The following is a 25,966-nucleotide window of genomic DNA, read 5'->3' on the forward strand; positions in this document are numbered from 1 at the left end:
GCCGATCTGCTCGGACATGGCCACGCTGCGGTGCTTGCCGCCGGTGCAACCGACGGCCAGGGTGGCATACCCCTTGCCCTCGCGGACATAGCCGGGCGCCGCCCTGGTCGCCGGCGCAGGCGGGCGCGAGTGCCAGGGCCAGGCAGGCCACCGCGAGCGGCCATCGGAGCGTTGTCCCCATGGGACGGCATGCTCGCAGGAAGCCCCCTGGCCACGCCACCGTCGCCACGCGTGCCGCCCGGCGTGGCGTGCCGCTCGGTCCGGCGGCTCCCGCGTGACGGCTCGCGGGGGTGGCCGCCCAGGCTGGGGGCGTGGGCGGTCAGAGGGTGGGGTCGAGCCGGCGGGCGACGTCCTGGTACACCCCGAGCAGCAGGTCCCAGAACCGGGGGACGTCCAGGCCGGTGCCCACCAGCGCGTTGGGCACGCGGTCGCCGAGGTCGAAGTGCGTGACGGTCATCCCCGAGGTGTACCGGCCGGCCGTCTCCACCTGCACCAGCGCGGGCACCACGTCGACCAGCGTGGGGTCGATCAGGTAGGCGATCGCGCACGCGTCGTGGATGGCCGGCCCTTCCTCGGCGGTGACCATGCCGTAGAACTCCACGCACGGCACCAGCAGGTCGGCGCCGAGCCGGCCCATCGCGCGCATGCGGTCGACGACCTCGCCGACGGCGAGCGCCCGCCGGCTCACGTCCAGCCCGATCATGGTGACCGTCCAGCCGGCGTCGAACACGATGGCCGCGGCCTCGGGGTCGGCGGCGATGTTGAACTCGGCGGCGGGGGAGAAGTTGCCCCGGGTGGAGGAGCCGCCGAGGATGGCGAACTCGCGGGCCCATTCGACGATCCTCGGCTCGCGCAGCAGGGCCAGCGCCACGTTGGTCAGCGGGCCGATCGCGACCAGCGTGACCTCGCCCGGCGCGGCCCGCAGGGTGTCGATGATGAAGTCGGCGGCGTGCCCGTCGTCGGCGGGGAGCGTCGCCTCGGGCAGGACGGCTCCGCCGAGTCCGTGCTCGCCGTGGACGGACGCCGCGTCCACCGGGGTGCGCAGCAGGGCGCCGGCGCTGCCGGGGACGACCGGGACGCCGGGGAAGCCGAGGAACTCGCGCAGCCGCAGCGCGTTGCCGGTCGTGTGGCCCAGGTCGACGTTGCCCCCGACCGTGGTGATCCCCAGGATCGAGAGCGCGGGGCTGCCGTGCGCGAGCGTGATCGCCAGGGCGTCGTCGATCCCCGGGTCGCAGTCGATGATGATCTTCTTGGGCGCCACATCTGTAGCTTGGACGACGCACGACAATTCCGGCAAATTTCCGTACCTCGGCCGGTGGCCGGTCACCGTCTCCGGGTCCGCGTGCGGACCGCCTGGAATGTGTACGGCTCGCGCGGGGCGTGGTCGCGCGAGCCGTACGGTCTGGGGTCAGCGCCGGATGACGTGCAGGACGCTGGCGATGCGCTCCGCCGCCGTGACGATGTCGGAGGCGTGGCCGATGCGGCCGGCCCACGACAGCCAGAACCACCACTCGCCGTCGGCCGCGTTGGCGGCCAGGACGTCCTCGGTGACGGCCGGGGCCATGGGGTTGATCACGCGCAGGCGCGGATACAGGCCGGTGCGGGCCGTCAGGCGCACCTGGAACGCGTGCGCTTCGAGCTGCGCGGCGAGTCGCTCCAGGTGGTCGAGTGCCTCAGCCGAATGAACGCTCGGTTCTGCGGTTCTCATCTTTGGTCTCCAGCGGGGACATCGGTGACCGGATGGGGACCAGACTGAACCCGGCCGCTCCTACCGGCAATCGGAGCAAATCCACTGATAAGTGGAATACCGTCGATCGGACCGGAGGTTTACGTGGAAACCACGCGGATGCCCAGGCATCAGTCCCATAACGCTGTGGGCTAATAGGTGCCGGCTGGTTAACATCGGGGAAACATCCGTAAGGCCGAACACTCCAGTGGCGGAGGGCGAGAGATGGCCCGTGGAGAACACTCCCCGGCGTGTGCGCGACGCTGGCGTGAGCAGGCCGTGTCCCGCCAGTGGACCCTGTGGCAGACCGCCCAGGCCATCAACGGCTGCTGCGGGGTCAGCCTGCTCAAGGCCCACCGCCTCGCGCGCGGCTGGTCCGCCCGGCAGGCCATCGAAGAGCTCGAACGGCTCTGCGAGGCCCACTCCCTCGGGCTGCCGCGCGCCAGCATCGACCTGCTGAACGCCTGGGAGAACAACCGCGCCCGCCCCCGGCCGCAGACCATCGACCAGATCGCGCGCCTGTACTCCGCCAACGCCGTGCGCCTCGGCCTGGCCGCCGACTACTGCGACGACGGCGAGGGGCCGAACGTCGTGGTCGTCGCCGCCGGCCACACCATCCCGGCCCCCGCGCTCCCCGTCGAGGACGCCGCCCAGCCCCGGCCGCGCCCGGCGCCCGCCGACCTGGACGACGAGGCCGAACGCCGCGCCCTGTTCCACCACGCGCTGCTCAGCTCCGGTCTGCCGCTCAACGGCCGCCTGCTCGCCGAGGTCGAGCGCACCCGCCAGGACGTGGACCGCACGCTCGCCGCCGCCACCGTCAGCGAGGACCAGCTCGACCGGCTCGACGAGCAGGTCCTGCGCTACCGCCGCGAGTACATCAAGAGCGCGCCGCTGCCGATGCTGTACCGCCTGATGCTGGAGATCGCCGACGTCCGCAGGCTGGTCTCGGCCCGGCAGCCCGCCGCCACCCAGCGCCGCCTGCTGAACGCCACCACGATGCTCGCGCTGCTGTCGGCCGACGCGCTCATGAAGCTCGGCGACACCCGTCAGGCCCACGCCTGGTACGGCACCGCGCGGGCCGCCTCCGACGACATGGGCGAGGTCCGGCTGCGCGCGCTCGTGCGCGCCCAGGAGGCCATGCTGCCCTACTACTACGGCGACCTCACCGAGACCGTGCGGCTGGCCCGCGAGGCGCGGATGCTGGCCGGGAGCGCTCCAAGCTCGCCCGCGGCCCTGGGCGCCGCGGCCGAGGCGCGGGCGCTGGCCCGCATGGGCGAGCACCAGGCCGCCCGCGTCGCGCTGGCCGAGGCCGAGCGCATCTTCTCGCGGATGCCCCGCGAGGGCGCCGACCACCTGGCCTTCCGCTTCTCCGAGCGGCGGCTGCAGTTCTACCGCATGGGCACGCTGATCGAGCTCGGCGAGGCCGAGCAGGTGCAAGAGTGGATCTCCCGGTCCGCGAGCCCGTACACCATCGACCCCGTGCTCGTGCTGCTCGACCAGGCGGGCCACGTGGCGCGCGAGGGCGACTACGACCAGGCGTGCCGGCTGGCCGAGCAGGCCCTGACCCAGGTGCCGCCCGAGCACCGCACCTCCATCGTGGTCACCCGGGCCCGCGCCCTGCTGGCGATCATCCCGAGGGCCCAGCGCCGCACCCCCGCCGCGCGACATCTCCATGATCTGCTCGCGGAAGCCGGCCCGCAGCTCGCGCTGGAGCGGCCATGAACATGCTGGCGGACGAGGCCGCGGCGATCCTGGGGGAGGTGTGCGAGAGCGTCGGCCTCGACGCAAGGGACGCGCAGCTGCTCCGGGTGCGCAGCAACGCCGTGTTCAAGCTCCGCGACGAGATCGTGGTGCGCATCGCCACCGCGCCGGACGCCATGACACGGCTGCCCGTCGTGCTCGCCGTCGCCCGGTGGCTGGCCGACCAGGGCTTCCCCACGGTGCGCCCGGCCGACGAGCTGTGCGACCAGCCGCTGGTGTACGACGGGCGGGTGGTCACCTTCTGGCACTACGTGCCGGCGAGCGGAAGACCGACGACCACCCAGCTCGGCGACATCCTGCGCAGCCTCCACCTGCTGCCTGTGCCGCCGTTCCCGCTGAAGCGGCTCGCCGACCCGCTGGCGGAGGTGCGCGAGTCCGTCGAGCACCGCAAGGAGGTGCTGACCCCCGGCCAGCGCGCCTGGCTGCGCGACCGGGTGGCCGAGCTCACCTCGCGCTGGGCCGACCTCGGCACCGAGGGGCCTCCCGTGCTGCTGCACGGCGACGCCTGGATCGACAACCTGCTGCGCTGTCAGGACGGCCACGCCGTGCTGTGCGACTGGGACGGGGTCGCCGTCGGCCCCCGCGAGTGGGACCTCGTGCACACCTACCACGGGCAGCGCCGCTTCGGCCTGACGGCCGCGCAGGTCGACGACTTCGCCGGCGCCTACGGCTTCGACCTGCGCGCCTGGCACGGCTACCCGACCCTCATGGAGGTCAGGGACATGTACGCGGTGGGCATCCACATCCGCAACGCCACCCGCGACCCGTTCTCCCGCAAGGAGCTGCCGCGCCGGCTCGACTCGCTCACCCGTGGTGACGGACAGGCCCGCTGGTACCTCGCCGAGCCGGCGTGAGCCACCTCACGCGGAGCTCATGATTTCTTTGCCCGGGACACGAGTGATGCGTTTGTGATTCCGGGGGCGGGCGGGTACTGTCGGCGATGTTGCAGTCGTAGTTTCCTCGCACGTCTTTTTTGAAAGCGCCCGCGGGAAGTTCCTGGCAGCGGTCGTTCTTGCTTCTTCAGCGGTTTCGTGGATGCAGCAGGGTATGGTCCGCTACGCAGCCCCGTGCCGCCGACCCGGCGGACCGGTGAAGCCCTAACAGGGAGAAGCAGAGTTGTCTGAAGGTACCGTCAAGTGGTTCAACGCCGAAAAGGGCTTTGGCTTCATCGCCCCGGACGACGGTAGTGCCGACGTGTTCGTGCACTACTCGGCGATCACCTCCGGGGGCTACCGCAGCCTGGACGAGAACCAGCGCGTCACCTATGTGACCGTCCAGGGGGCGAAGGGTCCCCAGGCGGAGCAGGTCACCGTCATCTGACGCGACGTCTCCTCCGGGCCCGTACCGCCTCGCGGTGCGGGCCCTCAGATTTCTCCGGGTAAGGCCACCCCGTCTCCGCCGCCCGATACTTTGCCCCTTCTTGGGGTAGAGGCGGCCGGGTGAGACTGACTTATACCTCAGACCTGTGGTGGAAGAACGCGGTCGTCTATTGCCTGGACGTCGAGACCTTCGCCGACGGCAACGGCGACGGCGTCGGCGACTTCCGGGGCGCCGTGCAGCACATCGATCACCTCGAACGGCTCGGTGTGACCTGCATCTGGCTGATGCCGTTCTTCCCGACCCCCGACCGCGACGACGGGTACGACATCACCGACTTCTACAGCGTGGATCCGCGGCTGGGCACGCTGGGGGAGTTCGTCGAGTTCATGCGGGTGGCGCGCGACCGCGGCATCCGGGTGATCGCCGACCTGGTCGTCAACCACACCTCCGACGAGCATCCCTGGTTCAAGGACGCGAGGTCCAGCCGGGACTCCCCCCACCGCGACTGGTACATCTGGTCCGACACCCCCGAGCCGGACGACCCCAAGAGCGTGGTGTTCCCCGACGCCGAGGACTCCCTGTGGCAGTACGACGAGGGCAGCGGCCAGTACTACTACCACCGCTTCTACCGGTTCCAGCCCGACCTCAACGTCGCCAATCCCGAGGTGCGCGACGAGATCGCCCGCATCCTGGGCTTCTGGATGGAGCTCGGCCTGTCGGGGTTCCGCGTCGACGCCGTGCCCTTCCTCGTCGAGGACGTCGGCAAGAAGGAGGAGGCCGACGAGGAGCCCTCCGGCGAGAATGGCGCCAAGGCGGGCCAGGACGGCGGTGAGACGGGCAAGGCGGTGGACCACAAGGCCAAGGACGCCGGGCTGCCCGACGTGCACGAGTTCCTGCGCGACATGCGGGCGTTCATGAACCGCAGGGACGGCAGCGCCATGCTCCTCGGCGAGGTCAACCTCGAGTACCCCGACCTGCGCAAGTTCTTCGGCAACGACCTCGGCGACGAGGTCACCATGTGCTTCGACTTCATCGGCATGCAGCGCATGTACCTCTCGCTCGCGCGCGGCGACTCCCGCCCGCTCGCCGACGCGCTGCGGCAGCGCCCCGCCCCGCCCAAGGACTGCCAGTGGGCCTCGTTCGTCCGCAACCACGACGAGCTGACGCTGGACAAGCTGAGCGAGGCCGAGCGCAAGGAGGTCTTCGAGGCCTTCGGCCCGGACAAGGACATGCAGCTGTTCGGCCGCGGCCTGCGCCGCCGCCTGCCCTCCATGCTCGGCGGCGACCTGCGCAAGATCAAAATGGTGTACAGCCTGCTGTTCTCGCTGCCGGGCACCCCCGTGCTGTTCTACGGCGAGGAGATCGGCATGGCCGAGAACCTCGCGGTCAAGGGCCGGGAGGCGGTGCGGACGCCGATGCAGTGGACGCCGCACGAGAACGGCGGGTTCTCCACCGCCGACCCCGAGAACTTCCGCAACCCGATGGTGCAGGGCGAGTTCGGGCCCGAGCACGTCAACGTGAGCGCCCAGCGGCGCGACCCCGACTCGCTGCTGATGTGGATCACCAAGCTCATCGAGCAGTACCGGGGCTGTCCCGAGCTGGCCTGGGGACGGTACGAGGTGCTGGAGACCGGCGCGCCGGCCGTGCTGGCCAACCGTTCCGACATCGACGGCGAGACGGTCCTCGCCGTGCACAACTTCGCCGACGAGACGGTCTCCTGCGAGCTCACCCTCGACGGCCTCGACGAGGGCAAGGTGCTGACGGACCTGCTCATCGACGGCACCGTCGAGATCGGCCCGGGCGGGCGGGTGTCGCTGGAGCTGGAGCCCTACGGCACCCGCTGGATGCGCGCGTCGGAGCCCGAGCTGGCCCCCGCCGACGCGGGCGACATCGCCGATTCCGAGGCCCGTCAGAAGGCCTGACGCAAGGCCCGGGGCCGGGGGACGGGTCAGGGGCGCCGCCGCTGGTGGCGGGCGCGAACCCCGAAGCCCGGCCCCGGCGCCGGACCCGTCCCGCCCCTGGTGGAGTAGGGGTCGGCTCGGGGATGCCCCAGGGCTCGCTCCGGCCGATCTCCGATGCCCGCGCGGCGCGCCGGAGGCGACAGTCGAGGGCATGACGACCTCTCCCTTGACCGCCGGCGGGTTCGCGGCCCTCGCCAACGGCGCCGTCGCGATGATGGCGCTGCACCTGACCTCCGGCCTCGACCCGCTGCACGGCATGATCAGCGAGTACGCCTTCCACCCCCACGGGTGGCTGCTGGGGACCTCGCTGACCTTCTTCGCCCTCGGGGCGGCGATGCTGGCCGTGGAGATGTCCCGGCGCGGGACCGGCCGGGCGACGGTGGCGCTGCTGGGCGTGTGGAGCACGTGCATGCTGATGATCGCCGCGTTCCCCACGGACCGGCCGGGGATGTCGCTGTCGATGTCCGGGGGCATCCACCGCTATGCCGCGTTCGCCGCGTTCGTCAGCATGCCCGTGGCGGGCCTGGCCATCGCGGCGCGCGGCGGCCGGCACGCGGCGGCGTTACGCGGCCTGAGCCTGGCCGCCGCGGGCTTCCTCATCCTGGTCCTGGTGCCGTACGTGGTGCGCATGTTCGGCATGGACCCCGGGGCCGTCCCGGCCGGGCTGACCCAGCGGCTCGTCGTGGTGACCGAGGTCGTCGTCCTGGTGCTGATCGGACTGTCGGCCGCGGTCGGCCGCGACGGCGCCCGGGCCCGCGCCCGGGTGACGGCGCGCCTCGACGGAGCCGGGCCGCGCGTCCGCCCCGCCGCGGCGGCCTGAACGCCCCGTGAGAGCGCGGACGGGATCAGATGAGGCCGAGCTCCCGCACGGCGTCGCGCTCCTCGCCGAGCTCGCGCACCGAGGCGTCGATGCGCTCGCGGGAGAACGGGTTGACGGGCAGACCCTGGACGATCTCCCAGCGGCCGCCGCGGGAGACGGCGGGGAAGGAGGAGATGAGGCCCTCAGGGACGCCGTAGGAGCCGTCGGAGGGCAGGGCCGCGGAGGTCCAGTCGCCCTCGGCGGTGCCGTTCACCCAGTCGTGCACGTGGTCGATCGCCGCGTTCGCCGCCGAGGCCGCCGAGGACGCGCCCCGCGCCTCGATGATGGCCGCGCCGCGCTTGGCGACCGTGGGGATGAAGGTGTCGCGCAGCCAGCCCTCGTCCACCTGCTCGGCGGCGATCTTGCCGTTGACCTCGGCGTTGTAGAGGTCGGGGTACTGGGTGGCGGAGTGGTTGCCCCAGATCGTCATCTTGGTGATGGCCGTCACCGGGACGTCGAGCTTGGCGGCGAGCTGCGACAGCGCCCGGTTGTGGTCCAGGCGGGTCATCGCGGTGAACCGCTCGGCGGGGACGTCCGGCGCGTGCGAGCGGGCGATCAGCGCGTTGGTGTTGGCCGGGTTGCCGACGACCAGGACGCGGATGTCGTCGGCCGCGTGGTCGTTGATGGCCTTGCCCTGCGGGCCGAAGATGCCGCCGTTGGCCTGGAGCAGGTCGCCGCGCTCCATGCCCGCGGTGCGGGGGCGGGCGCCCACCAGCAGCGCGACGTTGGTCCCCTCGAAGGCGCGGCCGGCGTCGTCGCTGATGTCGATGCCCCGGAGCAGCGGGAAGGCGCAGTCGTCGAGCTCCATGGCGGTGCCCTCGGCGGCCTTGACGGCCTGCGGGATCTCCAGCAGGCTCAGCCGCACCGGCACATCAGGGCCGAGCAGATGACCCGAGGCGATGCGGAACAGCAGCGCGTAGCCGATCTGGCCTGCGGCGCCGGTGACGGTGACCTTGACTGGAGCCTGCGTCATGACGTTCCCCTAGGTGGGCTGTTGACGTTTTCCGAACAGCCGAAAGATTATCCGTTCGAACAGGCCCCTCAGGAACGCAGGTCCCCTCCCGGCGCGCATCCGCATCCCCCGGCGTGTCCGTTGACGCCGGAGGCGCGGCGTCCTACGGTACGGGCACCTCTGCCGCCGGTGTCACCCCTGGAGGTCCCATGCCGGTCGTCGAAACCGTACGCGGTCCGGTGGACGTGGGCGTCCTCGGCCAGACGCTGATGCACGAGCACGTCTTCGTCGTCGACCCCGGCCACCTCGCCGACCAGGGCGAGGACGGCTGGTGGGACGAGGAGTACCGCGTCGCCGACGCCGTCGAGAAGCTGCGGGCCCTGGTCGCCAGGGGCGTCACCACCATCGTGGACCCGACGGTGTGGGGGATCGGCCGGTACATCCCGCGCATCCAGCGGGTGGCCGCCGAGGTGCCCGAGCTGAACATCATCGTGGCCACCGGCCTCTACAGCTACATGGACGTCCCCTTCCACTACGCCCACCGCGGCCCCGGGACGGTGGTCGACATCCCCGAGCCGATGGTCGACGACTTCGTCAAGGACATCACCGAGGGCATCGCCGGCACCGGGGTGAAGGCCGCGTTCCTCAAGTGCGCGATCGACCATTACGGCATGACCGCGGGCGTCGAGCGCATCTGCCGCGCGGTGGCCCGGACACACGTGCGCACCGGGGTGCCGATCACGGTCCACACCAACCCCTCCACCCGGTCGGGCCTGGCCGTGGTGGACCTGTTCACCAAGGAGGGCGTCGACCTCACCAAGGTCGTGCTCGGCCACTCCGGCGACAGCAACGACCTGGACCACCTCATGGCCCTGGCCGACACGGGCGCGACGCTGGGAATGGACCGCTTCGGGCTCGACCTGTACAACCCCACCGAGGCGCGGGTGGACACCATCGTGAGCCTGTGCGCCCGCGGTTACGCCGACCGCTTGGTGCTCAGCCACGACGCCGCCTGCTTCTACGACTACTTCGGCCACATGTGGGACGCCGTGCCGCAGATCGCGCCGAACTGGAACTACGGCCACATCCACCAGGACGTCCTCCCGGCGCTGCGCGAGAAGGGCGTCACCGACGCCCAGATCGAGCAGATGCTGGTGGACAACCCCCGGCGGTACTTCTCCTGAAGCGGTGACGCTCCCGGGAGGCTTTCCCCGGGGCGGCGACGCTCCCTCGGGAGGCATCTCTTGAGGCGGTGACGCCCCGGGAGGCATCTCCTGAGGCGGTGACGCCCCGGGAGGCATCTCCTGAGGCGATGGCGCCCCCGGAAGGCCGGCCGCGGCCTTCCGGGGAGACGCGCCCGGCTTACTTCAGGCCCTTGTCCAGACCGGCCTTGCGCAGGGCCTCGGCCAGGGCGCCGCCCGCCGGGGCGCCGCGGTCCTGCCCGCCACGGCCGCCGCCGCGCCGGCCGTCCCCGCCGCCCCTGCCCTGCCCCTGCCCGCCCCTGCGGTCGCGGCCGCCCGCGCCGCCCTGGCCGCCCTGGCCGCCCTGGCCGTCCTGGCCGCCGCGTCCCTGCGCCTGGCCGCCTCTGCCCTGTCCCTGGGCCGCGTTCTTGCCCGCGGCCTCGTCGTCCAGGCGGAGCGTCAGCGAGATGCGCTTGCGCGGGATGTCCACGTCCAGGACCTTCACCCGGACGATGTCGCCCGGCTTGACCACCTCGCGCGGGTCCTTGACGAACGTCCGCGACATCGCCGACACGTGGACCAGGCCGTCCTGGTGCACGCCGACGTCCACGAACGCGCCGAAGGCGGCGACGTTGGTGACGACGCCCTCCAGCAGCATGCCGGGCTCCAGGTCGGAGATCTTCTCCACGCCCTCCTTGAACGTCGCCGCGCGGAAGGCGGGCCGCGGGTCGCGCCCGGGCTTCTCCAGTTCCTTGAGGATGTCGGTGACCGTCGGCAGGCCGAAGGTGTCGTCGGCGAACTGGTCGGGCCGCAGCTTGCGCAGCACCGCGGTGTCGCCGATCAGCGTCCTGATGTCGCCGCTGGTGGCGTCCAGGATGCGCCGCACCACCGGGTATGACTCCGGGTGGACGCTGGAGGCGTCCAGCGGGTCGTCGCCGCCGGGGATGCGCAGGAAGCCGGCGCACTGCTCGAAGGCCTTGGGCCCGAGCCGGGGCACCTCCTTCAGCGCGCGGCGGGAGCGGAACGGCCCGTTGGCGTCCCGGTGCTGCACGATGTTCTCGGCCAGGCCCGAGCCGATGCCGGACACGCGGGTCAGCAGCGGCGCCGAGGCGGTGTTGACGTCCACGCCGACGGCGTTCACGCAGTCTTCCACCACCGCGTCCAGCGAGCGCGAGAGCTTGGTCTCCGCCAGGTCGTGCTGGTACTGGCCGACGCCGATCGACTTGGGGTCGATCTTGACCAGTTCGGCGAGCGGGTCCTGCAGCCGGCGGGCGATGGAGACGGCGCCGCGCAGCGACACGTCCAGCCCGGGAAGCTCCTGGGAGGCGTAGGCGGAGGCGGAGTAGACCGAGGCCCCGGCCTCCGACACGACGATCTTGGTGACCTTCAGGTCGGGATGCCGCTTGATCAGGTCGCCGGCGAGCTTGTCGGTCTCGCGGGAGGCCGTGCCGTTGCCGATGGCGATCAGCTCGACGCGGTGCTCGCGGGCCAGCCGCTCGAGGACGGCGATCGACTCGTCCCAGCGGCGGCGCGGCTCGTGCGGGTAGATCGTCTCGGTGGCGACCACCTTGCCGGTGGCGTCCACGACGGCGACCTTCACGCCGGTGCGCAGGCCGGGGTCCAGGCCCATGGTCGGGCGGGTGCCGGCGGGCGCGGCGAGCAGCAGGTCGCGCAGGTTGGTGGCGAAGACGCGGACGGCCTCCTCCTCGGCCGCCTGCCACAGGCGCATGCGCAGGTCGATGCCCAGGTGCACCAGCACGCGCGTGCGCCAGGCCCAGCGGACGGTGTCCATCAGCCACCGGTCGGCCGGCCTGCCGCGGTCGGCGACGCCGAAGTGGCGGGCGATGCGCGTCTCGTAGCCGCTCGGGCCGTCCTCGGCGGGCGCCTCCTCGGGCTCCAGCGTGAGGCCGAGCACCTCTTCCTTCTCGCCGCGGAACATGGCCAGCACGCGGTGGGAGGGCAGCTTGGTGAACGGTTCGGCGAAGTCGAAGTAATCGGAGAACTTGGCGCCGGCCTCCTGCTTGTCCTCCCTGACCCGGGAGACCAGGCGGCCCTGCGACCACATCTGCTCGCGCAGCGCGCCGATCAGGTCGGCGTCCTCGGCGAACCGCTCGACCAGGATGGCCCGCGCGCCCTCCAGCGCGGCGGCGGCGTCCGCGACGCCCTTCTCGGCGTCCACGAACGCCGCGGCGGCGGTCTGCGGGTCGCGCGAGGGGTCGCCGAGCAGTTCCTCCGCCAGTGGCTCCAGCCCCGCCTCACGGGCGATCATCGCCTTGGTGCGCCGCTTGGGCTTGTAGGGCAGGTAGATGTCCTCCAGGCGCGCCTTGGAGTCGGCCGCCATGATCTGCGCTTCGAGGGCGTCGTCGAGCTTGCCCTGGGAGCGGACGGACTCGAGGATCGCGGTGCGCCGCTCCTCCAGCTCGCGCAGGTAGCGCAACCGCTCTTCGAGCGCGCGCAGCTGCGCGTCGTCGAGCATCTCGGTCGCCTCTTTGCGGTAGCGGGCGATGAACGGCACGGTGGCGCCGCCGTCGAGCAGCTCGACCGCCGCCTGCACCTGCCGCTCGCGCACGCCGAGCTCTTCGGCGATCTTCTGATGGATGGAGATCGTCACGATCCTGGTCCGCCTTCGCTTCTGAGGTCCGGGGAAGATTGTGCATGCTCGCCACCCCGATTGTCGCGCCGTCACGCCCTGCCCGGGCGGCCGGCCGCGCGTACGGGCGCCCGAGACCGGGCCGACCTGCGGGACGTTACCGCAGGCCCCTGGACCTGCGAGACTTGGAGCGCGGCACCCGGGCACCGCGGCGTCCCCCGGCCCGGCGCCGTGCTCAGCGCCGCGGCGAGCCCGCGGTTCGGGCAAGCCGCAGGAACCGGAGGTCGGCGTGAAAACCCTTCTACTGCTCGTCGGACTGATCATCATCGTCAGCTGTGTGCTGATGCTGGCCCGCACCTACGTGGCCGACCGCGCGCGGCAGATCCCCGCCGCCGACCACCCCAAGGAGATCCTCAAGCGGCGCTACGCGGCGGGCGAGATCGACGAGGAGGAGTATCTGCGTCGGATGTCGGGCCTGTCGCAGGACTGGTAGCGCCCGCGCCGCGCCGGCGCAGGGCCTCGTAGCCCACCAGGTCGTCGGGCGCGGCGTCGGGGACCTCGGCGTCGAACCGGGCCAGGGTCCTCACCCGCGACGCCCCGGCGACCAGAGCGGCCATGGCGAGGGCGAAGACGACGTACATCAGTCCGACGCCGCGCCCCTCGCCCACCCCGATCACGGCGCCCACGCTCCCCGCGAGCGGCCCGCCGGGGGCGAGCAGCGGGTCGAACACCTGGCTCCCGTACGGCGCGACCAGCCCGAACCCGATCGGCAGCGTGGACCAGGCGATGAGGGTGTTGAGCGCGAACACCCGGCCGTGGAAGCGCTGCGGCACCTTGACCTGCACGATCGTGGCGTAGATGCCGTTGACGACGGTCAGCGACAGGGCCATGCCGAACGCCCCGGCGGCGATCGTCAGCAGGTCCGGCCGCAGGCCGGTGACCAGGCAGAACGCCGCGAGCGCGAGCGTGCACGCCATCATGCCGGCAAGGCGCCGCCGCCGGGGGCCGCCCCAGACGGTCATGGCGAACCCGCCGGCCAGCACGCCGGCCCCGGAGACGAACGCGATATTGCCCGCGTCGGTCAGCGTGCCGAACGACAGCACCAGCGGCGAGATCAGCAGGAACAGCGGGGACAGGAAGATGTTGAGCGCGGCGAAGAACAGCAGCATGGCCCTGATCGAGGGGGTGCCCCAGCTGTACCGGAACCCGTTGGCGATCTCCGCCAGGACGGGTTCCTTGCGCCGCCAGGCCATGCTCGCGGGGAACCGGGTGAACAGCAGGACGGCGACGGCGAAGGCGTAGCTGGCGATGTCGATGACCACGATGCCGCCGAGGCCGATCGAGGCCATCAGCCCCACCGCGACCAGCGGGACGACCAACTGCGTCACGCCGTTGGCCATCTGCGCGACCCCGTTGGCATGGCCGAGATAGTGCTTGGGCACCAACTGCGGGATGGAGGACCCGTACGCCAGGCGCTGGAACTGCAGCGCGACCGACAGGGCCACGATCAGCACATAGATGTGCCAGGTCGCGAGGTTGCCGGTCCACAGTAGGACGCCGAGCAGCGTCTGGACGCCGCCGGCCGCGATGTCGCCCGCCAGCATGACCCGCCGCCGGTCCGACCGGTCGACGATCGCGCCGGCCAGGGGGGCGACGAGCATGCCCGGCACCAGGCCGAGCACCGCGAACAGCGCGAAACGCACGAGCGAGCCGGTCTGCAGGTAGACCCAGATGGGGATGGCGAACTCGGTGAGCGCCGAGCCGGTCATCGACACCATCTGGCTCGCGGCCACGGTGACGAAGCGCTTCATGCTCGGCCGCGGGCCGCTCGCCGTCACCGGCCGTGCGGAGCGCGAGACGTCGTGCAGCCACCAGCCGGCCTCGCCGGCCTCGCCGGGCCCGCGCCCCTCCCGACCGGAGGGCCGCGCGGCGTCCAGGGTCCGGTGGACGCCGGTGACGATGTCGGCCAGCTCCTGCGCCCGGTATTTCAGGAAAAAGTGCCCGGCCTCGGCCAGCACCACGACCGCCGAGGTGTCGGCGACGAAATGCCACTCGCGGAAGCGTTCCTGGTAGTACTCGGTGCTCGGGTCGCGCTCGCCCGCGATGGTGACGACGGGCGCGCGCAGCCGGTCGACGCCCTCGGCGAGCAGGCGCGTGTAGTGCGCCTCGGCCTCCTCCGAGTCCGCGCGCATGTTGCGGATGATGTGCCTGACCTGCCGCGGGTCCAGGTCGCCGAGCTCCAGGCCCCAGGAGATGAGCCAGTTGGTGTACTCCTGGTCCGAGCGCAGGAACTCCATCCGGGCGATCTTCGACAGGGCCTCCATCACGCGGTTGCCCGGCCGGGCGAAGGGGAACATCGCGCCGATGTGGACGACCTCCAGCTCGCGTCCCGCGGCCTCCAGCCGCCGCGCGATCTCCACGGTCAGCGCCGACCCGACGCCGCAGTGACCGTAGAGCGCGAGCGGCCCGTCGACCTTCGCGAGAATCTCGGCCACGCAGGCCGAGGCCAAGGTGTCGAAGGGCAGCCGCTCCTCCTCGACGCCGAGATCGTGACCGGGGATGGCGACCGAGAACAGCCGGTGCCCCTCCGGCAGCGCGTCGGCCAAGGGCTGGTAGACCACCGCGCTCCCCCCGCCGTAGGGGACGCACACGTGCGACAGCACGCGCCGCTCGGCCGGGACGGGCCGCGTCAGCTCGTACAGCAGCCCCCGCGGGCCGCGCTCCGCGGCCGGGGTGTCCACCAGCGCGGCCAGCTCGCGCACCGTCGGGTTCTGGAACAGGTCCATCACCGAGACCCCCGCGCCGTGCGCCGCGCGCATCCCGGCGATCACCTGGGTGGCCAGCAGCGAGTGGCCGCCGAGGTCGAAGAAGTCGTCGTCGACGCCGATGCGCTCGACGCCGAGCACGGCGCGCCAGACGGCCGCGATCGACTCCTGGGTGCCGGTCTCGGGCGGCGCGAACGCCGTGGACTCCTCCCGCAGGAGCGCCGGGGCCGGCAGCGCCCTGCGGTCGAGCTTGCCGTTCGGCGACAGCGGCAGCGCCTCCAGCCGCACCAGCGCCGAGGGCACCATGTAGTCGGGCACGCGGAGCTTGAGCGCGGCGCGCAGCGGCGCCGTCTCGGCCTCGCCGACCAGGTAGGCGACGATGCGCTTGTCGCCGGGCCGGTCCTCGCGCACGACGACGGCGGCGTCGCTCACCCCCGGCTGCTCGCGCAGCACCGCCTCGATCTCGCCGGGCTCGATGCGCAGGCCACGCACCTTGACCTGGGCGTCCAACCGGCCGAGGAAGTCGATCGTCCCGTCCGGGCGCCAGCGGGCCAGGTCGCCCGTCCGGTAGAGCCGCGCGCCCGGTGGCCCGAACGGGTCGGGGACGAAGCGCTCCGCCGTCAACGACGGCCGGTCGTGGTAGCCGAGCGCGACCCCCACCCCGCCGATGTGCAGCTCACCGGGCACCCCGATCGGCACCGGCTCCATCCCGGCGTCCAGCACGTACAGGCGGATGTTCTGGATCGGCGCGCCGATCGGGACGCGGGCCAGGCCGGACAGCGCCGCCGGCTCGCAGGCCCACGCCGACACGTCGACGGCGGCCTCGGTGGGACCGTAGAGATTGTGCAGCTCGGCGGGCAGCGCCGCCCGGCACCTGAGCGCCAGGTCCGGCGGGAGCTCCTCGCCGCTGCAGATGATCGTCCGCAGCGACGTGCAGGCCCGCGCGCCGTCCTCGGCGAGGAACACGGCGAGCATCGAGGGGACGAAGTGCAGAGTGGTGACGCGCTCCGCGCGGATCAGCTCCGCCAGGTAGGCGGCGTCCTTGTGGCCGCCCGGCCGTGCCAGCACCAGACGCGCCCCGGCGAGCAGCGGCCAGAAGAACTCCCACACCGACACATCGAAGCTCGCGGGCGTCTTCTGCAGGACGGTGTCGCCCTCGCCGAGCACGAAGCGCTTCCGCATCCAGTCGAGCCGGTTGACGATGCCCCGGTGCGCGTTGGGCACTCCCTTCGGGCGCCCGGTGGAACCCGAGGTGTAGATCATGTACGCGACGTCCCCGGGGTCCGCGCGGGGTGTTCCGGTGACGTCGCCGGCGGGCGCGGGTTCGGTGTGGTCGCCGGGAGGCCATTCCGCGGGGTCGTCGAGCGGCAGCGCCCGGGCGCCGCTCGGCGCCTCGGGGAGAGTCCCGCGAAGGCGCCGCTGGGTGAGGATGATCTGCGCGCCCGAGTCCGCGAGCATGAAGGCCAGCCGGTCGGCCGGGTAGTCCGGGTCCAGCGGGACGTAGGCGGCGCCCGACTTCAGCACGCCGAGCAGCCCCGCGACCAGTTCGAGGGAGCGTTCGGCGCACACCGCCACCGGCGTCCCCGGCCCCGCCCCGAGCGAGCGCAGCCGCCGGGCGATCCGGTCGGCCCACGCGCCGAGCTCGGCGTAGGTCAGCGAGGCGCCCTCGAAGGTGACGGCGATGCGGTCCGGCGTCCGGGCGATCTGCTCCTCGACCAGCCCGTGCAGGGTCGCGCCGGCGGGGAAGGGAGCGTCGGTGGCGTTGAAGCCGGCGGTCACCTGGGCGCGCTCGTCCTCGCCGAGGACGCCGATCTCCGACAGGCGCGCGCCGGGGCGGACGGCGACCGCACGCAGGAACATGGTCAGATGCGCGGCCATCCTGGTGACGGTGTCCGGCGCGAACAGGCCGGTGTTGTAGGTCAGCAGCAGGCCGAGGCCGCCTGCGTCCTCGCCCGCGTACAGCTCCAGGTCGTACCGGGTCGAGATCGCCTCCACAGGGAAGGGCGCGACGGCCGGCCCCTCGATCGGTCCGCCGGCCGGTCCGCCGGTCGGTCCGCCGGCCGGACGTGCCTGGCCGCCGTAGTTCTGCATGGCGAAGATGGTCTGGAACAGCGGCGGCCGTGACACGTCGCGCGGCAGGTTCAGCTCCTGCACCAGCCGCTCGAACGGCAGGTCCTGGTGGGCGTAGGCGTCCAGGGCGGACTCCCTGGTGCGCGCCAGCAACTCGGTGAACGCCGGATCGCCCGACAGGTCCGCCCGCATGGTCAGCATGTTGACGAAGCAGCCGACCATGCCCTCCAGTTCGGGCCTGGACCTCCCGGCCACCGGGGAGCCCACCGCGAAGTCGTCCTGCCGGGCGTACCGCCCGAGCAGCGCCTGCCAGGCCGACAGCACCACCATGTGCAGTGTCGCGCCGTGGCGGGAGGCCAGGTCGCGCAGCGCCGCCGCCTCCTCGGCGGCGAGCCGGAAACCGTGCGACGCCCCGGTGAAGGTCTGCCGGTGTGGGCGGGGATGGTCGGTGACCAGATCGAGGGGCGGGAGCCCGGCCAGCCGCTCTCGCCAGTAGGCCAGGTCGCCGTCCCCGGCCTGGTCGCGCCGCTGCCACAACGCGAAGTCGCCGTAGTCGAGCGACGGACGCTCGACGGAGGCGGCTTCGACGGGTGCGGGCCCACCGCAGGCCGGCGTACCCGGAGCGGGCTCACCCGGTGTGGGTTCGCCGGGCGCGGTATCTCCCGGGGAGAGCCCGACGGGGGAGCGTTCGGCGGGAGCGGCACGCACCGCTTCCGGTCCGGCGGGCACGGGCCAGGTGGGGGCGGGCCGGGCGGGAGCGGCACGCATCGTTTCCGGTTCGGCGGGCACGGGCCGGGCGGGAGCGGCACGCATCGTTTCCGGTTCGGCGGACGCGTGCCCGGTGGGGGCAGACCGAGCAGGAGCGGGCCGGGTGGGGTCGCCGTGGGCGCGGGCCTCGTAGCGGGCGAGGATCTCCGAGGTGAGCAGGTCGCAGGACCAGCCGTCGCAGGCGATGTGGTGCACGGCCAGCGCCAGGACGTGGTCATCGGCGTCCAGCCGGATCAGCAGGGCCCGTAACAGGGGACCGGTGGCCAGGTCGAACGGCCGGGCGGCCAGCTCCCGGACCATCAGCCGGGCCTCCTGCTCGGAACCGGCCTCGGCGCGGGCGAGCCGCACGCCGGCGGACTCCTCGACCACGGCGGCCGGCCGGCCGTCGTCCCCGGCGGGGAAGCGGGTCCTCAGCGCCTCGTGCCGGTCGGCGACCTGGCCGACCGCCGTCGAGAGCGCCTGGGCGTCGACCGCGCCGCCCAGCCGCAGCGTGAGGACGATCGTGTAGGCGGCGGCCTCCGGCACGAGCTGGTCCATGAACCACAGCCGCTCCTGCGCGTACGAGAGCGGAGGGGCGACACCGGCGGGCCGGGCCGGGATGAGGTCACGGGCCTGCGACCCCGGACGCCGCCGCAACCGCTGGGCGAGCAGCGCCTGCTTGGCCGCGCTGAGCGTGGCGGGGGGCGTCCCGCCCAGCTGAACCGCGGTCCCTTCCGAAACGCCGGGGGGACTCTGCCCTCTCTGGACTCCTGTCACAGGCTCGGCCATCGGATGTCCGGGGCGCGGTCCCCGGCTCGCGCCGAGGGGGAGCCGGCCCCGCCCTCCCTTCGCTTCGCGGGTGCGCCCGGAGATGCCGGACGGAGTGTCGCCGGACGGGGTGTCGCCGGACGGGGTGTCAAGGTCGGCATGTCAGGGTCGGCACGTCGGGTCGGCACGTCATGGCCGGGGCTCCGCCGGAGCGTCCTGGGCGGCGGCCAGCAGCCGCTCGGTCTCCTCGTCGCTCAGCCCGCTGATCTCCGCGATCAGGAGCTCCTCGAGCACGGCCGCCAGCGCGGCGGCCGTGGGGTGCGCGAACAGCTCCTTGATCGGGACGTCGAGCTCGGCGATCGACCGGATCCTCGACATCACCCGGACGGCGTGCAGCGAGTGGCCGCCGATGGCGAAGAAGTCGTCCCCCGCGCCGACCTCGTCCAGGCCGAGGACCTCCGCCCAGATGGCGGTGACGAGATGCTCCGCGTCGGTCCGCGGCGGGACGAACGCGACGGCCGGGTCCCGCTGGAAGCGCGGCGCGGGCAGCGCCCGCGCGTCGACCTTCCCGCCCGGCGTCAGCGGCAGCCGGTCCAGCGGGACGACCACGCCCGGCACCAGGTGGCCGGGAAGGGCCCGCGCCGCGTGGGCGCGCACCTCGTCGGGCGCGGCGGAGCCGACGACGTAGGCGACCAGGGTGTCGTCCCTGGCGACCACCGCCGCCTGCGAGACGCCCGGATGCAGGAGCAGCCGCGCCTCGACCTCGCCCGGCTCCACCCGGTGCCCGCGGACCTTCACCTGGTCGTCCAGGCGGCCGAGGAACTCAAGGGTCCCGTCGCGCCGCCACCGCGCCCGGTCACCGGTGCGGTACAGCCGGGCGCCCGGAGGCCCGTACGGATCGGGGACGAACCGGGCCGTCGTCAGCTCCGGGAGCCCGAGGTATCCGTCGGCCAGGCCGTCGCCACCGACGCACAGCTCCCCGGGCACCCCTGTGGGGACCAGGGAGAGATCGTCGGCCAGGACGTGGACCCGGGTGCCGCTGAGGGGCCGTCCGATCGGCGGGCGGTGGTCGCCGTCCCGCAGTTCGGCCCAGGTCGCGATGATCGTCGCCTCGGTCGGCCCGTAGGTGTTGACCAGCCGGACGGCGTCCCCGAACCGCGACAGCCACGCGCCGACGGCGGGCGCCGCCACCTGCTCGCCGCCGAGGATCACCAGCCGCAGCCGCGACGGCCAGCGGATCTCCTCCAGCACCTCGACGAGCCGGTGCCAGTACGACGTGGGCAGGTCCAGCACGCTGATCTCCGGGTCGCGCGCCAGCACGTCGGGCAGCGACTCGGGGCCGTCGGGCAGCAGGACGAGAGTCGCACCGGTCGCGAGCGCCGGCCACACCTCCTCCGCGTGGGTGTCGAAGCCGAGCGAGGAGAACTGCACCACCCGGTCGCCGGGGCCGAGCCCGTACGCCCTGGTCATCCACCCGACCCGGACGTCCAGCGCGCGATGCCCGACGGCCACTCCCTTCGGAGCCCCGGTCGACCCGGAGGTGTAAAGCACGTAGGCCGTGCCGGCCTCCACCGGAGCGCTGCGTCCGTTACGAGCGCCGTGTCCGTCGGGAGCGTTGTGCCCGGCCGGAGTGGCGTGTCCGCCGGGGTTCGAGGCGGCGTGTCCATCGGGAACGCCCTGCCGGTGCGGGGACTCGGGAGCCTCGCGCCGGGTCACTCCGTCCGGGGTGACCACATGGCGCACTCCCGCGCCGGACGCCATCAGCTCAAGCCGCTCCTGCGGGTAGGCCGGGTCCAGCGGCACGTACGCCGCCCCGGCCGTCCACACGGCCACGAGCGCGATGATCGCGTCCACGGAACGGGGCATGCTCACCCCGACGAGGTCTCCGGGCCGCACGCCGGCCTCGCGCAGTCGCGCCGCCAGCGCGTTCGCCCGGCCCACCAGTTCGCCGTAGGAGACCACGGTGGCGCCGCACACGAGGGCCGCCGCCCGCGGCCACAGGCGGGCGGCCCGGGCCACGGCCGCGAGCACGCCTTCGGAGGCTTCCACCGCGCCACCGGTCTCAGGCGGTCCCCCGGAACCGTCGTGGTCAGCCGGTTCCCCATGGGGGACGTGAGCGCCCGGTCCCTGGAAGCGGTCGTCGGCACCTGGTTCCCCATGGTGGACGCCGGCACCTGGTTCCCCATGGTCGACGTGGACGTCCGGTCCCTGGATGTGGTCGTCGGCACCCGGTCCCACAGAGCCGTCGCCGGACCAGGGCTCTGCCGGGTCGTCGTCGCGGCACCGTTCGGCGGGGCCGCCGTCGGACCAGGCGAGCAGCCGTTCCCGCTCTCCGGGAGCCAGCAGCGGCAGCCGCATGACCGGCTCCCCCGGGGCGTCGGCGATCCGCTCCAGCAGCACCATCCAGCGGTCGGCGAGCAGTTCCACGGTCCCGGTGTCCAGCACCTGGGCGTTGTGACCGAACACGGAGACGTCCCCGAGCTGGTCGAGCAGGAGGTCGAACTTCGCCTGCCGGAACCCCGGGTCCACCGCCTCCACCTCGACGCCGGTGAGCGCGCCGGCGGCGGCGACCGGGTCACCGGCGCTCTGCAACGTGAACAGCGTCTGGAACAGCGTCATGCCGGGCTCCCGGCCGTTCCGCGCGCCCGCCGCGAGCTGTTCCAGGGGCACCGGACGGTGCTCGTAGGCGGCCAGGACGCTCTCACGGGTCCGCGCCAGCACCTCGCGGAACGTGGGATCGCCGGAAAGGTCGCCGCGCAGCACGAGCGTGTCGCTGAAGTAGCCCACCAGAGGCTCCAGCTCGACCCGGTCGCGCCCGGCGACGGGCGAGCCCACGCACACGTCGGACTGCCCGCTGTGCCGGCACAGCAGGACCTGGTAGGCGGCGAGCAGCACCATGAACAGCGTGCACCGCTCCTCGCGCGCCAGCGCGGCCAGCCGGTCGAGCAGGCCGGGCGCGGCGCGGCGGACGACGAAGCCCCCGGCGGACGAGCGCGAGTCCGGACGGGGCCGGTCCAGGGGCAGCGCGAGGACGGGCGCGTCCGCCAGCCGGTCACGCCAGTACGTCAGAAGGTCCGGCGACATTCCGGCGTTCCGCTCCGCGCGAGCGTGGTCGGCGTAGGTGAGCGGCAACGGCGGCAGCGGTGCGGGCTCCCCTCGCACGAACGCGTTGTAGAGCACGGCCAGCTCGGACATCAGCACGTCGAGAGACCAGCCGTCCCCGGCGATGTGGTGCAGGACCACACTCAGCACGTGGTCGTCGGGGGAGACGCGAAGCAGACCGGCCCGCAGGGGCGCGTCCACGGTCAGGTCGAAGGGCGCGTTCGTCCGCTCGGCCACGAGCGCGGCCAGACGTCCTTCTCCCGGTCCGGCGTCGACCGTCTCAAGGACCGGCGACGACGGCGGGTGGACGCTCTGGACGGGCCCCGTCTCCGTCACGGGGAAGCGGGTCCTCAGGGGCTCGTGCCTGCGCGCCAGCTCGTCGAAGGCCCTGGACAGCGAGGCGACGTCCAGCGGGCCGCGCAGGCGCAGGGCGAGGAACATGTTGTAGGAGGCGTCGCCGGGGTCCAGGCGGTTCAGGAACCACAGCCGCTCCTGCCCGAAGGTGAGCGGAGCCGCCCGCCGCGCGTCGGTCATCTAGGTCCCCCGGGAGCTGATCGCCGCCACCACGCCGGCGATCGTCGGTGTGTCGTAGAAGACCCGCAGCGGCAGGTCCACGTCGAGCCGCCGGCGGACGCGGGCCGCCAGGCGGGTGATCGTCAGCGAGTGGCCGCCCAGGTCGAACAGGTTCTCGTCCGGGCCCGCGCCGTCCAGGCGCAGCACGTCACACCAGATGTCGTGGACCGCACGGCTGACCGGATCGTCCCCGAGCGCGCGGCCGGGCGTCCGCGCCGCCGCCGGACGGGCCTCGGGCAGCGCCGACCGGTCGACCTTGCCGTTGGGGGTCAGCGGCAGCGCGTCCAGCCACACCACCAGGTTCGGCACCATGCCCGCCGGCAGCGTCCGCGCGCAGTGCTCCCGCACCTCCTCGCCCCGGACCTCCTCGCCCTGCGGCCCACCGGCCCCGGCGTCCTGCGGGCCGGCGTCGCCGGATCCGGCCGGGGTGGCGACGAGATAGGCCACGAGCGTGTCGTCGCGCACGGTGACCGCGGCCTGCCCGATCCGCGGGTGGCGCAGCAGGCAGGCCTCGACCTCGGCCGGCTCGACCCGGTGCCCGCGCACCTTCATCTGGTCGTCGAACCTGCCGAGGAACACCAGCGTCCCGTCCGCGCGCCACCGCACCCGGTCTCCGGTGCGGTAGAGCCTGGCGCCGGGGGGCCCGAACGGGTCGGGCACGAAGCGCTCCGCCGTCAGCGACGGCTTGCCGAGGTATCCGTGGGCGAGCCCCGCCCCGCCGATCAGCAGCTCGCCGGGCACGCCGGGCGGCACGAGGTTCATGGCCGCGTCGACGACGTACACGGTGGTGTTGGCGATGGGCCGGCCGATGCCGACCTCGCCGGTGGAGGGGGGCACCTCCCAGGCGGTCGACCAGATCGTCGTCTCGGTCGGGCCGTACACGTTGACCAGCCGCGCGACCTTCGATCGCAGCTCCTCGGCCAGCGGGCCCGGCAGCGCTTCGCCTCCGGTGAGCGCGGTCACCGCCGCGCCGTCGAAGTCGCCGCCCGCGAGCACCAGGCGCCAGCCCGACGGCGTCGCCTGGACGTGCGTCACCCGTGCGGGACGCGCGGAACGGGCGCCGGGCGCCCCCTCGCCCGTCAGGCCGCCGATGCCGGCGGCTCCGTCGACCACGGCCACCCGGCCGCCGGTGACCAGCGGCAGGTAGAGCTCCAGCGCCGAGATGTCGAACGCCATCGACGTCGCCGCGCTCCACACCTGGCCTGGACGCGCGTCCAGCAGCGAGCGCATCCCCCACAGGAAGTTCGTCAGCGCGCGGTGGGGCACCGCGACCCCCTTGGGCGACCCCGTCGACCCGGAGGTGTACATGACATAGGCCAGGTCGTCGGGGCCGGGGACGTCATGGCCCGCGTCCACCCGGCCGCCGCGCCCGCTGTCGCCGACCCATCCGTCGACCCGCCCGCCGTCGACCCGCCCGCCGTCGACCCGCCCGCCGTCGACCCGCCCGCCGTCGACCCGCCCGCCGTCGACCCGCCCGTCGCCGTCGCCGGTCCACGCGTCGTGATCGCCGTCAGGCTCGTCGTCGTCGTCGTCGGCCCGTTCGTCGTCGCCACCCGCCCGGACCAGGACGGAGGTGAACCCGCCGTGGGGCAGCCGCTCCTCGGGCTCCTCGCCGGTGACCACCACCGTCGCCCCGCAGTCGGCCAGCACGTAGGCCACGCGGGCCGGAGGGAAGGCCGGGTCCAGGGGGACGTAGGCGGCGCCCGCCTTCATCACGGCGAGCAGGGCGACGACCATCTCGGCCGACCGGTCCAGGTGCACGCCGACGAGCGATCCCCGGGCCGCCCCGGCGGCGCGCAGGCGCTCGGCGAGCCGGTCGGAACGGGCGGCCAGCGCGGCGTAGGTCAGAGCCCGCGTGGCGTCGCTCACCGCGACGGCGTGCGGGGTGTCGCGGGCTTGGGCCGCGAACAGTTCGGGCACGGTCGCGGCGGGCACCGGGGTGGCCGTGGCGTTCCAGGTCCGCAGGACCCGCTCGTACTCGTCGGCGGGCATGACCGCGAGCCGCGATACCCGCTCGGCCGGATCCGCCGCGACCGACCTCAGCACCGTCTCGTAGCGGCGGGCCAGCCCGGCGATGGTCGCGGCGTCGAACAGGTCGGTGTTGTAGGTGAAGGCGAGGAACAGCCCATCGGCGTCACGGGTGAGGTCCAGCGACAGGTCCGTCTTGGTGTACCGGAAGCCCGGGGGAAAGGACTCGACCCGCAGATCGGGCAGGCTGAGCCGTCCGTGCTCGGCGTCGGCCTGGTTCTGCTGGATGAACATCGTCTGGAACAGCGGGGTGCGGCCGAGGTCGCGCGGGACCCGCAGTTCCAGCAGCAGCCGCTCGAACGGCACGGCCTGGTGGGTGAGGGCGCCGAGCGTGTCCTTGCGCACCCGGCGGAGCAGGTCGGAGAAGGTCGGGTCTCCGTCGAGGTCGGCGCGCAGGACCAGGGTGCTGGAGAAGAACCCGATGGCGGGTTCCAGGTCGGTCTCGCCGCGCCCGGCCACCGAGGAGCCGACGGCGAAGCCGGTCTGCCCGGTATGGCGGGACAGCAGCACCTGGTAGGCCGCGAGCAGCGTCATGAACGGCGTGCACCGATGCTTGCGGGCGACCTGCTCGACGGCCTCGGCGACCTCCAGGGGGACGCGCGTCACATGGACGGCGCCGCGGGTGGTCCGCTCGGCCGGCCGGGGCCGGTCGGCGGGCGGTTCCAGGGGCGGAACGCCGGCCAGCCGCTCCTTCCAGTACGCCAGGTCGCCCGCCCCGTCGTCGTCCTGGACGGCGCGCACATACTCGGCGTACTGCCGGGGAAGCGGCGGCAGCGGCGAGGGCTCATCCCGGCGGAACGCCGCGTACAGCGTGGACAGCTCGCGGTACAGCACGTTCAGAGACCAGCCGTCGGCGACGATGTGGTGCACGACGAGGCACAGCACGTGCTCCTCGGCGGACAGGCGAAGCAGCGAGACCCGCAGCGGCGGCGCCTGGGCGAGGTCGAACGGCCGGTTGGTCCGCTCGGCCACCAGGTCGAGCGCCCGCCCCTCCCGGTCGTCGCCGGGGAGCGCCGACAGGTCCAGGTGCTCGACGGGAACCGGCGCCGGCGCCAGAACCTGCTGGACGGGGCGCTCCTCGCCGCGGAAGCGGGTGCGGAGGGTCCCGTGGCGGGAGACGATCTCGTCCAGGGCCCGGCCGAGGGCATCGATGTCGAGGGCACCGCGCAGGCGCTCGGTGACGAAGATGTTGAAGGACGCGTCGGCGGGGTCGAACCGCTGGAGGAACCACAGCCGTTCCTGCCCCGCGGACAACGGCGCCTCGTCCACCACCCGCGGACCGTCGTCCACCACCCGCGGACCGTCGTCCGGCGCCGGCTGGCTATCGTCGCGTGCCGGCCCGGCGCCGTCCGGCGCGGACCGGCCGTCGTCGGTCGCGGGCCGGGCGGGGGCGTCGCCGGGCTGGGACGGTTCCTCGGCGAGCGGCGGCCGGTAGGCGAGCCGGCGCGCGAGCAGGGACCGGTGCCGCGATGACAGAGAGGCGCCCTCGCCGGAGTCGGCGGGCTTCGATGGTGAGGCCACGGTGAGCTCGTCTTTCAGCGGTCCGGTTTCCTCCTCGGTGGG

The 25,966-nt window shown here is 73.3% G+C and carries 14 protein-coding genes and 1 pseudogene; 7 read left to right on the forward strand and 8 right to left on the reverse strand.

What is annotated here, in order from left to right; genetic code table 11:
- From ABZU32_RS10140 to ABZU32_RS10150, 3 genes and pseudogenes are all read right to left on the reverse strand, one after another.
- Positions 1–93, reverse strand: a pseudogene (locus tag ABZU32_RS10140) (RNase adapter RapZ); the annotation flags it as partial.
- 226 nt (positions 94–319) lie between these two features.
- Positions 320–1,261 carry a nucleoside hydrolase gene (locus ABZU32_RS10145; protein ID WP_354840930.1) on the reverse strand — a complete coding sequence of 314 codons (942 nt, stop codon included), beginning with the start codon at positions 1,259–1,261 and terminating at the stop codon, positions 320–322.
- A 147-nt stretch (positions 1,262–1,408) separates the two neighbouring features.
- Positions 1,409–1,708, reverse strand: a complete 300-nt coding sequence (locus tag ABZU32_RS10150; RefSeq protein WP_354840933.1) for a hypothetical protein — start codon at positions 1,706–1,708, stop codon at positions 1,409–1,411.
- Positions 1,709–2,005: 297 nt separating this feature from the next.
- On the opposite strand from ABZU32_RS10150, the gene ABZU32_RS10155 reads away from it, so the two are divergent.
- The 5 genes from ABZU32_RS10155 (at position 2,006) to ABZU32_RS10175 (ending at position 7,588) form a co-directional block, all read left to right on the forward strand.
- Positions 2,006–3,448, forward strand: coding sequence for a helix-turn-helix transcriptional regulator (locus ABZU32_RS10155; RefSeq protein ID WP_354840936.1), 1,443 nt, complete (start codon positions 2,006–2,008; stop codon positions 3,446–3,448).
- Positions 3,445–4,341 (forward strand): aminoglycoside phosphotransferase family protein, encoded by an 897-nt coding sequence (locus ABZU32_RS10160; protein ID WP_354840939.1) that lies wholly within the window; start codon positions 3,445–3,447, stop codon positions 4,339–4,341. Before ABZU32_RS10155 ends, ABZU32_RS10160 begins: the two co-directional genes overlap by 4 nt.
- A 262-nt stretch (positions 4,342–4,603) precedes the next feature.
- The gene (locus ABZU32_RS10165; protein WP_248959313.1) at positions 4,604–4,807 is read left to right on the forward strand and encodes a cold-shock protein; all 204 of its coding nucleotides are present in this window, start codon (positions 4,604–4,606) and stop codon (positions 4,805–4,807) included.
- A 119-nt stretch (positions 4,808–4,926) separates the two neighbouring features.
- Complete coding sequence (locus tag ABZU32_RS10170) at positions 4,927–6,729, forward strand: alpha-amylase family protein (protein WP_354919778.1); 1,803 nt, start codon at positions 4,927–4,929, stop codon at positions 6,727–6,729.
- A 190-nt stretch (positions 6,730–6,919) separates the two neighbouring features.
- The gene (locus ABZU32_RS10175; RefSeq protein WP_354919781.1) at positions 6,920–7,588 is read left to right on the forward strand and encodes a DUF998 domain-containing protein; all 669 of its coding nucleotides are present in this window, start codon (positions 6,920–6,922) and stop codon (positions 7,586–7,588) included.
- 25 nt (positions 7,589–7,613) lie between these two features.
- Here the strand turns inward: ABZU32_RS10175 and ABZU32_RS10180 are convergent, their stop codons facing one another.
- Positions 7,614–8,600: a malate dehydrogenase gene (locus tag ABZU32_RS10180; protein WP_354919784.1), complete on the reverse strand. Its 987-nt coding sequence runs from the start codon at positions 8,598–8,600 to the stop codon at positions 7,614–7,616.
- A gap of 188 nt (positions 8,601–8,788) precedes the next feature.
- Here ABZU32_RS10180 and ABZU32_RS10185 point away from each other — a divergent pair, with 188 nt between their 5' ends.
- Positions 8,789–9,763 carry a phosphotriesterase-related protein gene (locus tag ABZU32_RS10185; protein WP_354919787.1) on the forward strand — a complete coding sequence of 325 codons (975 nt, stop codon included), beginning with the start codon at positions 8,789–8,791 and terminating at the stop codon, positions 9,761–9,763.
- A gap of 178 nt (positions 9,764–9,941) precedes the next feature.
- Here the strand turns inward: ABZU32_RS10185 and ABZU32_RS10190 are convergent, their stop codons facing one another.
- Positions 9,942–12,371: a Tex family protein gene (locus ABZU32_RS10190; protein ID WP_354919790.1), complete on the reverse strand. Its 2,430-nt coding sequence runs from the start codon at positions 12,369–12,371 to the stop codon at positions 9,942–9,944.
- Between the two features lie 268 nt (positions 12,372–12,639).
- Between ABZU32_RS10190 and ABZU32_RS10195 the strand changes: the two genes are divergently transcribed.
- Positions 12,640–12,843, forward strand: coding sequence for an SHOCT domain-containing protein (locus ABZU32_RS10195; RefSeq protein ID WP_354840957.1), 204 nt, complete (start codon positions 12,640–12,642; stop codon positions 12,841–12,843).
- Here ABZU32_RS10195 and ABZU32_RS10200 read toward each other — a convergent pair.
- From ABZU32_RS10200 to ABZU32_RS10210, 3 genes are all read right to left on the reverse strand, one after another.
- Positions 12,764–18,721, reverse strand: a complete 5,958-nt coding sequence (locus ABZU32_RS10200) for an amino acid adenylation domain-containing protein (protein ID WP_354919793.1) — start codon at positions 18,719–18,721, stop codon at positions 12,764–12,766. The genes ABZU32_RS10195 and ABZU32_RS10200 overlap by 80 nt on opposite strands.
- 168 nt (positions 18,722–18,889) lie before the next feature.
- The gene (locus ABZU32_RS10205) at positions 18,890–22,336 is read right to left on the reverse strand and encodes an amino acid adenylation domain-containing protein (protein ID WP_354919796.1); all 3,447 of its coding nucleotides are present in this window, start codon (positions 22,334–22,336) and stop codon (positions 18,890–18,892) included.
- Positions 22,337–25,924 (reverse strand): condensation domain-containing protein, encoded by a 3,588-nt coding sequence (locus ABZU32_RS10210; protein ID WP_354919799.1) that lies wholly within the window; start codon positions 25,922–25,924, stop codon positions 22,337–22,339. It abuts the gene before it with no gap.
- Positions 25,925–25,966 lie beyond the last annotated feature (42 nt).

Origin of the sequence: Sphaerisporangium sp. NPDC005288 (assembly GCF_040607475.1) — a bacterium.
Classification (GTDB): domain Bacteria; phylum Actinomycetota; class Actinomycetes; order Streptosporangiales; family Streptosporangiaceae; genus Sphaerisporangium; species Sphaerisporangium rhizosphaerae.